Source organism: Cypionkella sp. PAMC25878, from assembly GCF_058135695.1.
Genome location: NZ_CM176871.1, coordinates 1,324,981 through 1,336,793 on the forward strand (window position 1 = coordinate 1,324,981; position 11,813 = coordinate 1,336,793).

Genomic DNA, 11,813 nt, shown 5'->3' on the forward strand with positions numbered 1-11,813 from the left:
CAAATATCCCCGCCGGAGGCTTCGACAGCTCCGTCGGGCCGGAGTTATAAATGCGTAAACTGCTGCTGATCATCCTCGACGGCGTCCCCTATCGCAACTGGCGCCGCTTGTTTGGCAATCTTGAGGGCTGGGTCGCGCAAGGCGAGGCGCGGGTGTGGCGGATGCGGTCGGTGCTGCCCTCCACCTCCGGCTCCTGCTATGCCTCGATCCACACTGGCACCCCGCCGCAGGTGCATGGCATCTGGGGCAACGGCTTGCGGCGTCGGTTGGAATTGCCGGATGTGTTCTCGGAAATCTCCAAGGCTGGCGGCAAAACCGGGGCGGTGACGCATAGCTTCTGGTCGGAATTCTTCAACCGCTATCCGTTCGATCTGGTCCGCGACATTGAATATGATGAACCCGATGGCCCGATCAGCCATGGTCGTTTCCACACCATGACCGGAGATACTAGCTACAACCAAATGACCCCTTCCGATGTCGATCTGTTCGCCACTTTGACCCGGCTGTGTCTGGTCAAAGGCATCGACTACGGCATTTTGCACACCTGCACACTCGACAGCCTCGGCCATCGGTTCTTTCACGATTGCGAGGAAATGGACGACGCCTGCTACCGGATGGATGAAATGCTGGCCACATTTCTGCATCAATGGCGCAGCGCGGGCTATGAGGTGATCGTCACCGCCGACCACGGCCAAGACGAACGTGGTCACCACGGCGGCACCGGCGCGTTGCAGCAGGAATTCGCGTTCTACTACTTCGGCGAGTCTGAAATGCCGGGGCCCGATACCGTGCTGGACCAGTTGGCGTTGGCGCCGTCGATCCTGACCCGGATGGGGGCGCCGGTTCCGCCCAGTATGAAGGCGAAACCGTTCTTCACCGCCTAGCCGATTTTCGCGCGAAAATCGTCACGGAATTCGCGCGAATTCCGGCCTTAGCTGGCGTAGCTCGCGCCGTCTTCATCCAGTAATGCCTTAACCTCCCGCAGATGTGCCTCGGCATAGCCGGGGTAGCTGTCCCATTCGCCAGCGGTTTTCTCGGCCACCGCATCAGACAGGATCCGCAACTCGCGCCCGGTTTGCAAAGCGCGAATATACGTCTCAGCCGCGCGCTCAAAATAGGTCAGGCGGTTGAACGCATCGGCGACCGATTGACCGATGATCAGCACGCCGTGGTTGCCCATGATCATCGTGGTGATCTTTGGGTCGGTCAAAAGCTGCACGCAGCGGGCGGCTTCTTCCTCAAACGCCATGCCGCCGTAATCAGCATCCACCACTTGCCGCCCGAAGAACATTGCCGAGTTTTGGTCGATCGGGGGCAGATAACTATCCGCCAAGCTGGCCAGAACGGTGGCATGGATCGAATGCACATGCATCACGCAGCGCGCATGGGGCAAAGCGCGATGGATGCTGCTGTGTAGGCCCCAAGCGGTGGGATCGAGTGCATCCGGGCGGTTCATCGTGGAGGGATCGTTGGCGTCGATTTCCAGCAGGCTCGACGCAGTGATCCGGCCAAAGTGCCGCATGTTTGGGTTCATCAGGAACTTGCTGCCTTCGGGGTTCACCGCCAAACTGAAGTGGTTTGATACCGCCTCATGCAGGTTCAGCTTGACGCTCCAGCGGAAGGCCGCCGCCATATCGACGCGCTCGGCCCAGTGGGTGATATTGGCATGTGCGTTCATTTGATCTCTCCATAGGGCCAGTTGCCTTGCGCCAAGGCGCTGATAGCGTTGCAAATTTCAGTGAAGGATGCCGCTGCCCGAGGCACCGTCACCCGTGCGCGCAGATAGCCATGCACCATCCCCGGCGCGGTAAATGATACGGCGCGCCCGCCAGCGGCCCGGATCGCCGTGGCATAGTCATGTGCATCATCGGCGAGGGGATCACATTCGGCGGCAATCGCGACGGTCGGCGGCAGTCCAGCAAAATCGGTATCCTGTAAGGGGGCGACGGTTGCATCGCCCAATACCTCAACCCCGCCATGTCGGATGCCCGCGTAGAATGCCACATCCGCCAGCGTCAGCATCGGCGCGAAGGCGTGGGTCTGATAGCTGCCCTTGCTGCGATCGCCACCCAACCCCGGATAGATCAACACCTGCCCCAGAATCCGCGCCTCGCGCCGCAGGGCATGGCTGACCGAAGCCGCGAGATTACCGCCTGAGGAATCCCCCACCAGCACCAGCGGCCCCGGCAAGGCTTGCACCACCGCGCGCGCGTCCTCAAACGCCGCCGGATGCAGATGTTCGGGCGACAAGCGGTAATCCACCGCCACCACTTGCAAGCCGGTTGCCGCGCGAATATCGGCGCAGACATCGTCATGGCTGTGCAAGCCGCCCACCACATAGCCGCCGCCATGCAGATAAACCACCGTGGGGGCTGCCCCCGGATAGACCCGACACGGCACGCCTGAGATCGCGCGATCTTGCGCCACCACTCCCGCCGGATAGCCGCGATGAAACTGCGCGCACATCGCATCATAAATCCGCCGTTGATCGGCAATCGTCAGGCTGGCGGTGTCCGGCGGATAGGACGCCTCGCTATCGCGAATAAAGGCCCAAGTGGCGGCGTCGATAAGGCTTTGGTAATCTGGCGCTGGCATGATGAGCGAAATCCCGGTGCATTTGGGCGGATCATGACGGGCAAAGCCTGCGGGTTCAACGCCCAATCTTCGCCACAATTCACCAAAGAACGTCTCATTGCCCGCCCAATTTCGCCGCAACTGTCGCCTAAAGTTAAACAATCAAGACGCAGACCGCCTACCATGTTTAGGGGAACAATCGTGCAAGTCATTCGGTCACTAGAACAGCACAGCGCCTCACCGGTCGGGCTTGGCATCCGGGTGATGTTGGTCAGCCAAGGTCAAGACGGCAACCCACTGCCACACCGCCTTGCCGGTCTTGGGGGCAAGGTGGAAATGACCGATGATCTGTTCGTCGGCCTAGAAGCGGTGATCGAAGATCCGGCAGGCTATGGGCTGTGCGTGATTGACTGTGATGCGTTTGGCGGGCTTGCGGCGGGTCGCCGTGCCCATGCGCTGCTGATCGACGTGGCGCGGCGGGTGCCGGTTATTCTGCTCTCAAAAGACTGCACCGCGCAGGAATTCCCAGAGGAACGCGGTGAGGCTGTGGTATTGCGCGCGCCCACCTCGGGCATCTCGCTGCGGGTGGGTTTTGAACATGCGCTGCGCGACCGGCTCGCCATGCGGCTGATGTGAGTTTTCGATCAAAAGAATTTTGATTGTCGATGGCGATCAGGGTCTGTGCTGCAATACAAAAGGGGCGCATCTGGGATGCGCCCCTTTCAAATCTCAATCAGCCCCTGACTTTAGGGTTAGAGGCTTTCGGTTCAGGCCAGCGCCAGATTGGTCGCCGATTCGCGGCCATCGCGACCCGCTTCGATGTCGAAGGTGACCGGCTGGCCATCTTTCAGCGAGCGCAGACCAGCACGCTCCAGCGCCGAGATGTGCACGAACACGTCCTTCTTGCCGCCTTCCGGGGCGATAAAGCCGAAGCCTTTTGTTTCATTGAACCATTTCACGGTGCCCTTAGCCATCGTGATGTCTCCCTTAGCAGTGCCGCCCGCGAGATTGCGGCGGCTTGGCGCAGTCAGCCTTTGTCGAATGCTGTGGCCGAAATCGGAGACAGAGATCGCAGAGAGTCAACGTCGCACTCTTTGATAGGGGCGACTCTGGCCACAGATCAAGAAAAAATTACGCGCTAGGCGTGTTCCGTCCGGTGCAACTCGACCGCTTTGCGGCGGGGCCACATCGCGCATCCGAGCAGCAAAGCGGCGACAGCGCAGCCAATACCGCTCCACAACCCTAGGGCCGTCATCCAGCTGACGTTCAATGCCACCAAGCTGAACAGAGCCGAGAAAAATCCCAGCATTCCGCCTGCAATCATTGAAACAATGGCCATAGCGCCCTCCGGTTTTCGGTTAACCCAGTTAAGAGCCGGAATATGGCGGGAATACGGCGAAAGCGCGGTATGGTTGTGAAGCAGGCTTAAGCTTGGGCGAGAAACGCCGTTAAAAGCTGCGGCGCGCCCGCAGCGCCGCGCCAATCGTACCATCGTCGAGATAGTTCAACTCGCCACCAATCGGCACGCCCTGCGCCAATGAGGTGATCTGCACGCCCAGCCCGGCCAGCGCATCGGCGATGTAATGCGCCGTCGTCTGGCCATCCACCGTGGCATTCAGCGCCAGAATAACCTCCGTCGCACCCGCCGCACGGTCCACCAAACGAGGGATGCCCAATTCTTCCGGCCCAATCGCATCCAGCGCCGAAAGCGTGCCGCCCAGCACATGATAGCGGCCCTTGAACGCCCCGCCGCGTTCCATCGCCCAAAGGTCCGAGACATCCTCGACCACACAAATCTCACCATTGGCGCGGGTCGCGTCGCTGCAAATCGGGCAGATTTCAGCCGTGCCGATATTGCCGCAAATGGTGCAATCCTTTGCCGTCAGCGCCACCGTCGCCATCGCCTGCGCCAAGGGGGCCATCAACGCTCCCCGCTTTTTCAGCAGCGCCAACACCGCCCGACGCGCCGACCGAGGTCCCAGCCCCGGCAGCCGCGCCATCAGTCCGATCAGCGTTTCAATGTCACGGGATTGCTCCATTCAGGCAGGGTCCTCTCAGATCGGCAGCTTGAAATCCGCAGGCAGGCCAAGCGCTTGCGTCATTTTCTGCATCTCAACCATGTTGCGAGCTTGACCCTTGTTCTGCGCATCTTTGATCGCCGCAAGGATCAGATCTTCGACCACTTCCTTTTCCGAAGCGACCAAAATCGACGGGTCAATATCCAGCCCCGTGACCTCGCCCTTGCAGGTGGCACGTGCCTTGACCAACCCCGCGCCGGCCTCACCGATCACCACGGTGCGCGCCATTTCTTCTTGCAGCTCGGCCATCTTGCCCTGCATTTCCTGCGCAGCTTTCATCATCTTGGCCATATCGCCAATGCCGCCCAAACCTTTTAGCATGTTCGCTCCCTAGTCGTCTTCAAACGGATCAAATTCATCTTCCACTTCCGGCAAAGCCTCGATCGCGGCACTCGCCGCCATCGCCTCTGCCGTCCTGATTTCGGTAATCTGCACCCCCGGAAACGCCAGCATCACCGCCTGTACCAAGGGGTTGCCCATCGCCTCGGCCTTGGCAGCATTAGAGGCCGCATCGCGCTCCTCGGCCAGCGTCGCAGCACCGCCGGTGTTGACCACCGACACACCCCAACGCGCGCCCGTCCAGCCTTGCAACCGCTGGCTAAGTCGTGCCGCGAGATCGGGCTTCGCCCCCGGAGCCGGTTCAAACTCGATCCGCCCCGGCGCGTATTTTGCCAGTTTGACGCCTTCCTCAACCTCAACCAACAACCGCATGTCGCGCTTTTCACGGATCAATTCAATGACTTGCGCGAAGCTGGCATAGACCACCAACTGGCTTTCCGCCACGGCCAAAGCCTGCCCGCCCTGCATGGTCGGCCCCCGCATCGGCGCAGAGGGCGCCATCCGCAGCGCGCCATGCACCATGCCACCGCCGCCACCAGCCGGAGCCCCCCCGGTCGGTCGCGCAGGCGCACTTTGCGACATCAGCTTTTTCACCAAAGTCTCGGGGTCGGGCAAATCCGCCACATGGGTCAGCCGGATCACCGCCATCTCGGCCGCCATCATTGCATTCGGCGCAAGGGTGACTTCCTCCAATGCTTTCAATAGCATCTGCCACATCCGCGTCAGCACCCGCATTGGCAACACGGCGGCCATCGCCAGCCCACGTTCGCGTTCATCCTGCGGCGTGGTCGGATCTTCGGCGGCTTCGGGCGTGATCTTGATCACCGAAACCCAATGGGTGATCTCGGCCAGATCGCGCAGAACCGCCATCGGGTCGGCCCCGTCGGCGTATTGCCCAGACAGTTCCGCCAAAGCTGCGGCAGCCTCACCTTTCATAATCAAATCAAACAGATCAAGCACCCGGCCGCGATCCGCCAGCCCGAGCATCGCCCGCACCTGATCGGCGGTGGTTTCGCCAGCCCCATTCGAAATCGCCTGATCCAGCAGCGAGGTCGCATCCCGCGCCGAGCCTTCCGCCGCCCGCGCAATCAGCGCCAAAGCGCCATCGGTAATCTGCGCGCCCTCCGCCGAAGCGATCTTGCGCATCAAAGCCATCTGCACCTCCGGCTCGATCCGCTTCAGATCAAACCGCTGGCACCGGCTAAGAACCGTCACCGGAACCTTGCGAATTTCCGTGGTGGCAAAGATGAATTTCACATGCGCCGGAGGCTCTTCCAACGTCTTCAACAGCGCGTTGAACGCCGCGTTGGACAGCATATGCACTTCGTCGATGATATAGATTTTATACCGCGCCGAAGCCGCCCGATAATGCACAGAATCAATGACTTCGCGCATGTCATTCACGCCGGTGCGTGAGGCCGCATCCATCTCCATCACATCCACATGACGGCCCTCGGCAATCGCCACGCAAGGCTCACACAGCCCACAAGGCTCAGTCGTAGGCCCGCCTTTGCCGTCTGGGCCGACGCAATTCAGCCCCTTGGCAATGATCCGCGCTGTGGTGGTTTTGCCGGTGCCCCTGATCCCGGTCATCATGAACGCATGCGCAATCCGGTCCGCCGCGAAGGCGTTCTTCAGCGTGCGCACCATCGCCTCTTGACCGACCAGATCGGCAAAGGTCGCGGGGCGGTATTTGCGGGCCAAAACCTGATAGGTTTGCGGCGTGGTTTCGGTCATCATACCTCAGAGAACATGCGGGCGGATTCGGGTCGCGCCAGACTACGGCGCGCGCGGCGAAACGTAAACCAAAGAGGAACAGATGCGGCTGACAATCGCAGAGCTGGCGGTGGGGCAGGGGGTCTTAGGCATCAGCCCATGCCCCGGACGGGCGGGGTTCTACGAGGCCGATTTGATCGCGATCCGGCATTGGCATCCGGCGCTCGTGGTCAGCTTCGTGAGCGCCGAGGAACTTTCGCGCACAGCCCTCGGCCTTGGCGCAAACCTGTCGCACTTCGGCATCCAATGGGCGCATTTGCCCACCGCAGATTATGACACCCCAAGCACAGGCTGGGCCGAAATTTCTGCGCTCGCCCATAGCAAACTGGCAAAAGGCCACAAAGTCCTGCTGCATTGCATGGGCGGCTGCGGCAGATCCGGCACCGCCGCGCTGCGCCTGATGGTCGAGGCCGGAGAAGCCGCCGATCCCGCGCTCAATCGCCTCCGTCAAGTCCGCCCCTGTGCGGTGGAAACGCCCGAGCAATTCCTGTGGGCCAGCCAAGCCGCTATAATTTAACTCAAATTTGCATTCATACTGGCAAAAATACTCCGGGGGCTTGGGGGCTGGCCCCCAATCAAAGCTAACCCCCAGGCCGCCGCTTTGCCGCTGATTTCTTGGTATATTTCCCCGCCGCCCGCACCTTAGACACCTGCATCGCCGAGGAATTAGCCTTCTCCTCCGCCCCCAGTTTACGCCAACTGTCCAACCTTCGCGCATCGACCACACCCGCTTTGATCGCCGCCTGCACCGCACAACCCGGCTCGACCGTATGTTTGCAATCACGGAACCGACAGCCCGCCGCCAGATCAATCAGATCGGAAAACAGCATATCAATACCATCGGCCACATCGGTCAGCTGCAACTCGCGCACCCCCGGTGTGTCGATCAGCCAGCCGCCTGCGGGCAGGGCCAAAAGATAGCGCGAGGTGGTGGTGTGCCGCCCCTTGGCATCGTCTTCCCGTACCGGGCCAACCTCCAAAGCCCCCCCGGTCAAGCTATTGGCGAGCGTGGATTTTCCCACCCCAGACGACCCCAGCAAAACCACCGTCTGTCCCGCCCGACACCATGGGTCCAGCACGCTCAAATCCCCCGATTTGGCATTCAACGCCACCACCGCCATCCCCGCCGACAGCCCTTCCGCCCGCGCGACATAAGGCGCAGCTTCGGCCATATCTGCCTTGGTCAGCACCACCACTGGCGTGATCCCGGCAGAATGCGCCAGCACCAGATAGCGCTCCAACCGCGCCTCGTTGAAATCGGCGTTGCACGAGGTGACCACGAACATCGTATCGACATTGGCGGCGATCAGTTGCGCCACCGTCCCGGTTCCCGCCGCGCGGCGTTGCAACAGGCTAATGCGGTCGAGCACCCGGCCCACCCGAGGGCCATCCGCCAGCACCCAATCCCCCACCGCCATCCCAGCCACCGACAGCGTTGGCGGGCAGAGCAATTCCACCGCTCCCGAAGCCGTCAAAGCCTGCACCCTTGCCCGATGCAGCGAGCTAAGCCGCGCAGGCACAAACCCCGCATCTTCCTCGGTCAGCTGTTCAGAGAAATGGTCAGACCAGCCCAAATCGGGCAGCGTAAAATCAGGCAAACGGCATCCTTTTCGGCCCCAATCGGGCAATCGACAGCTTACGCGCGCAAGGCCCATGCGGCAAGCAGGGGCTTGCACCCGCACCGCCAAACCCGCACCCTGCGGTCAAAAAGGAGCCGCCCCATGTCCGCCAAAGCCGCCGCCCGCATCGCCATCCTCACCGTGTCCGACCGGGCCTCAAAAGGCGAATACCAAGACCGTGGCGGCCCCGCCGCCGAGGATTGGCTGCGCCGCATCATCACCACGCCCGTCGAAATTCTCCGCCGCATCACCCCCGATGGTCGCGCTGAAGTGGCCGGCGAACTGCGCGATCTGGCGGATAACTGGTACGCCGATCTGATCCTCGCCACCGGCGGCACCGGCCCCAGCCCGCGCGATCAGACGCCCGAGGCGCTCGCAGATGTGATCAACATGGAACTTCCCGGCTTTGGTGAGGCGATGCGGGCGGCGAACGGCAAAGTCGTCGCCACCGCCATCCTGTCGCGGCAAACGGCAGGCATCCGCGGCAAAACCCTGATCATCACACTCCCCGGCAGCCCCAACGCCATCGCCACCAGCCTCGAATCCATCTTCGCCGCCGTGCCTTATTGCATGGACCTGATCGGCGCGGGCTGGGTTGAGACCGACCCCGCGATGATCAAAGCCCACCGCCCGAAAACATGATTCGGCTGATCGGCCCACTCAGGCCTCTGCACTGTCAAAGCCATGACAGCGGGCCGCTGGAAAAGCGCATCAGGCCCCCACGCCCTGCTGCGGCAACAGTTGCACGGCGTTGATCTGCCAGCCATCCGGCGTCTCAACCATCATATAATCCAGCAGATAGGTTCGCCCGCCAGCATCGGTGATCATCACCCGCTGCCACAGATTGCCCGCCACCGTGCGCAATTCCAGCATCCGCACCGCGTCATGCCGCCAGACCATCGGATAGACCTTTTCGACCATCTCGCCAAACTGATCCGGTGTGCCGAAAACGCCTTTGATATTGGGCGAGGCATAGGTCCAAGCCTTGCTGATATCGCGGGCATTGAAGGCGTCAAGCTGCTGTTGAATGGTTTGTTGAATAGGCCCTTCCTGCGCCAAAGCAGGCAACGCCAGCCCCGCTAAAGCGGCAACATAAAGGTAAAGTCGCATCGCAACACCTCTTACCACCGTCCCCATTGATAAATGGTAAAGCAGCGCGAGGTTTCGTCAAATAAAAACCCCCGACACACACGCTAGCGTTGAGTCGGGGGCGTATTTTTCAGCAGATCAGGCGATAAGCTCACCATTCAAGCCGCGATCCAGCAGGGCAATCGTTTCGTCCACGCCGTAAAGCGCGATGAAGCCGCCAAAGCGCGGTCCATCCGAGGCGCCCAAAAGCACCTCGTACAGTGCCTTGAACCAATCGCGCAGCGGCTCGAACGCGTGATCCTTGCCGACAGCGAAGACCATGCTTTGCAGCGCTTCGTCGTCCAAGCCACCGTCCCAAGCCACCAACCGCGCCCGCAGATCCAGCATCGCGGCACGTTCCTGATCGGAAGGCAGGCGGAACACCCGCGTCGGCGCAATCCGGTCGGCGAAATAGCGCAGGGCATAGCCCGCCGCCGCATCGAGATCGGGGTTGCCTTCGGGCGAAGCATCCGGCGCATAGCGCTTGATAAAGCCCCACAGTCCCTTGGCATCCTTCGCGCCGGACACCGAGGCAAGGTTCAACAGCATCGAGAACGGCACCACCATTTTCGACAGGGGCGGATTGCCCTTGTGGATGTGCCAGACCGGGTTGTTGACCTGCTGATCGACATCCTGCGTCGGATAGGCCCGCAACTGCTGATGATATTCGTCCATCGCCCGCGGGATCACGTCGAAATGCATCCGCTTCGCCGTCTTCGGCTTTTGATACATGAAATACGACAGGCTCTCCGACGAGGCATAAGACAGCCATTCGTCAATCGTCAGCCCATTGCCCTTCGATTTGGAAATCTTCTGGCCCTGATCGTCGAGGAACAATTCATAAGACATATGGTTCGGCTTGCGCCCGCCCAGCACCTCACAAATCCCGTCATAGATCGGGGTATTGGTGGAGTGATCCTTGCCATACATCTCGAAGTCCACATCCAGCGCCGCCCAGCGCGCGCCGAAATCCGGCTTCCATTGCAGCTTGACGTTGCCGCCGGTGACCGGAAGCGTCCATTCGCGGCCCGTCTCATCATCGAAGGTGATGGTGTGGTTGACGGCGTCGACGTTTTTCATCGGCACATACATCACCCGCCCGGTCTCGGGATGGATTGGCAGGAAGCAGGAATAGGTCTGCTGGCGTTCTTCGCGCAAGCTGGCCAGCATGATCTTCATAATCGCATCATAGCGCTCGGTCGCCAGCTTCAGCGTGTCGTCGAACTTGCCCGATTTATAGAACTCGGTGGCACTGATGAACTCGTATTCAAAGCCAAACGTATCTAGGAACCGCCGCAGCATGGCGTTGTTATGCGCGCCAAAGCTGTCAAACTCGCCATAGGGATCGGGCACCGAAGTCAAAGGCTTCTGCATATGCTCGCGCAGCATATCCTGTTGCGGCACGTTCTCGGGCACCTTGCGCATCCCGTCCACGTCGTCCGAGAAACAGATCAACCGCGTTGGAATATCGGAAATCGCCTCGAACGCGCGGCGGATCATCGTCGTGCGGGCGACCTCGCCAAAGGTGCCGATATGCGGCAGACCTGACGGGCCATAGCCGGTTTCAAACAGCACATAGCCCTTTTCCGGGGCCTTCTTCTCAAAGCGTTTCAGCAGCGCGCGGGCCTCTTCAAAGGGCCAAGCTTTCGATTTCATCCCAGCATCGCGCAAAGCGGACATCGCGGCATACTCCAACGCGTGATGACCCCATGTCATCACAAGCCCTTGTCCTCTATTGCCGCCAAGCCCTCAGGTCAATATTCTGCACTGCAACAATAGGAGAGCAGACGTGCCCGATACCCACCCCTCGCTGTCGCCCCAAGACGCACTGCTTGCCGTGATGATCGCGGTTTCCGCCTCGGATGAGAACATGCGCACCGCCGAATTGGTGGCGATTCAGCGCACCGTCAACCACATGCCGGTGTTCGCCAGCTATGACGCCGACCGCATCCGCGTCGTGGCACAAACCGTTTTTGATCTGTTTGAGGAGGAAGACGGCCTTGAAGCTTTGTTCGGCCTGATCCGCGATGCTTTGCCCGAACGGCTGAACGAAACCGCCTATGCCCTCGCCTGCGACGTCGCCACCGCCGATGGCAGCCTGCGTGAGGTCGAGTTGCGGATGCTGGAGGAGGTACGCGAGGAGTTGAATATCGACCGCCTGCACGCCGCCGCCATCGAATGGGGCGCAAGGGTGCGGCATTTGCGGCCCTGAAGCCGCGCCCCGGTTTTGCCGATGCCTGCGCCGCTTGACCTAACGTCATCGGTAAATCGAATCTAAAATTAAGCGCTGATTGCGATC

General features: G+C 60.9%; 14 protein-coding genes and 1 pseudogene. 5 read left to right on the forward strand and 10 right to left on the reverse strand.

Going from position 1 to position 11,813, the window contains the following annotated elements:
• Positions 1-50 precede the first annotated feature (50 nt).
• Positions 51-884: an alkaline phosphatase family protein gene (locus tag ACS5RD_RS06205; protein ID WP_489930459.1), complete on the forward strand. Its 834-nt coding sequence runs from the start codon at positions 51-53 to the stop codon at positions 882-884.
• Positions 885-931: 47 nt separating this feature from the next.
• Here the strand turns inward: ACS5RD_RS06205 and ACS5RD_RS06210 are convergent, their stop codons facing one another.
• Positions 932-1,678, reverse strand: coding sequence for a class II aldolase and adducin N-terminal domain-containing protein (locus tag ACS5RD_RS06210; RefSeq protein WP_489930460.1), 747 nt, complete (start codon positions 1,676-1,678; stop codon positions 932-934).
• Positions 1,675-2,595: an alpha/beta hydrolase gene (locus tag ACS5RD_RS06215; RefSeq protein ID WP_489931341.1), complete on the reverse strand. Its 921-nt coding sequence runs from the start codon at positions 2,593-2,595 to the stop codon at positions 1,675-1,677. The genes ACS5RD_RS06210 and ACS5RD_RS06215 overlap by 4 nt, the downstream gene beginning before the upstream one ends.
• Before the next feature lie 180 nt (positions 2,596-2,775).
• Here ACS5RD_RS06215 and ACS5RD_RS06220 point away from each other — a divergent pair, with 180 nt between their 5' ends.
• Positions 2,776-3,210 carry a hypothetical protein gene (locus tag ACS5RD_RS06220; RefSeq protein WP_054005238.1) on the forward strand — a complete coding sequence of 145 codons (435 nt, stop codon included), beginning with the start codon at positions 2,776-2,778 and terminating at the stop codon, positions 3,208-3,210.
• A gap of 131 nt (positions 3,211-3,341) precedes the next feature.
• On the opposite strand, the gene ACS5RD_RS06225 is transcribed toward ACS5RD_RS06220, so the two are convergent.
• The 5 genes from ACS5RD_RS06225 to ACS5RD_RS06245 form a co-directional block, all read right to left on the reverse strand.
• A complete protein-coding gene (locus ACS5RD_RS06225; protein WP_054005237.1) occupies positions 3,342-3,548 on the reverse strand; it encodes a cold-shock protein in 207 nt (68 codons plus the stop codon).
• A gap of 164 nt (positions 3,549-3,712) precedes the next feature.
• Positions 3,713-3,913 carry a hypothetical protein gene (locus ACS5RD_RS06230; RefSeq protein ID WP_054005236.1) on the reverse strand — a complete coding sequence of 67 codons (201 nt, stop codon included), beginning with the start codon at positions 3,911-3,913 and terminating at the stop codon, positions 3,713-3,715.
• A 109-nt stretch (positions 3,914-4,022) separates the two neighbouring features.
• On the reverse strand, positions 4,023-4,613 hold the full coding sequence (gene recR, locus ACS5RD_RS06235; RefSeq protein ID WP_489930461.1) for a recombination mediator RecR: 591 nt from the start codon (positions 4,611-4,613) through the stop codon (positions 4,023-4,025).
• A gap of 15 nt (positions 4,614-4,628) precedes the next feature.
• Positions 4,629-4,973: a YbaB/EbfC family nucleoid-associated protein gene (locus ACS5RD_RS06240; protein ID WP_054005234.1), complete on the reverse strand. Its 345-nt coding sequence runs from the start codon at positions 4,971-4,973 to the stop codon at positions 4,629-4,631.
• Positions 4,974-4,982: 9 nt separating this feature from the next.
• Complete coding sequence (locus ACS5RD_RS06245; protein WP_489930462.1) at positions 4,983-6,728, reverse strand: DNA polymerase III subunit gamma/tau; 1,746 nt, start codon at positions 6,726-6,728, stop codon at positions 4,983-4,985.
• A gap of 82 nt (positions 6,729-6,810) precedes the next feature.
• Here ACS5RD_RS06245 and ACS5RD_RS06250 point away from each other — a divergent pair, with 82 nt between their 5' ends.
• Complete coding sequence (locus ACS5RD_RS06250; RefSeq protein ID WP_489930463.1) at positions 6,811-7,284, forward strand: phosphatase domain-containing protein; 474 nt, start codon at positions 6,811-6,813, stop codon at positions 7,282-7,284.
• 64 nt (positions 7,285-7,348) lie between these two features.
• Here the strand turns inward: ACS5RD_RS06250 and rsgA are convergent, their stop codons facing one another.
• The gene (gene rsgA / locus ACS5RD_RS06255) at positions 7,349-8,365 is read right to left on the reverse strand and encodes a ribosome small subunit-dependent GTPase A (protein WP_489930464.1); all 1,017 of its coding nucleotides are present in this window, start codon (positions 8,363-8,365) and stop codon (positions 7,349-7,351) included.
• 198 nt (positions 8,366-8,563) lie between these two features.
• Between rsgA and mog the strand changes: the two are divergent.
• Positions 8,564-9,028: pseudogene (gene mog, locus ACS5RD_RS06260) on the forward strand (molybdopterin adenylyltransferase); the annotation flags it as partial.
• 69 nt (positions 9,029-9,097) lie between these two features.
• Here the strand turns inward: mog and ACS5RD_RS06265 are convergent.
• Positions 9,098-9,496 (reverse strand): DUF4864 domain-containing protein, encoded by a 399-nt coding sequence (locus tag ACS5RD_RS06265; RefSeq protein ID WP_489930465.1) that lies wholly within the window; start codon positions 9,494-9,496, stop codon positions 9,098-9,100.
• A 117-nt stretch (positions 9,497-9,613) separates the two neighbouring features.
• Positions 9,614-11,194 (reverse strand): lysine--tRNA ligase, encoded by a 1,581-nt coding sequence (locus tag ACS5RD_RS06270; RefSeq protein WP_489931342.1) that lies wholly within the window; start codon positions 11,192-11,194, stop codon positions 9,614-9,616.
• Between the two features lie 109 nt (positions 11,195-11,303).
• Here ACS5RD_RS06270 and ACS5RD_RS06275 point away from each other — a divergent pair, with 109 nt between their 5' ends.
• Positions 11,304-11,726, forward strand: a complete 423-nt coding sequence (locus ACS5RD_RS06275; RefSeq protein ID WP_054005230.1) for a tellurite resistance TerB family protein — start codon at positions 11,304-11,306, stop codon at positions 11,724-11,726.
• Positions 11,727-11,813: the final 87 nt, after the last annotated feature.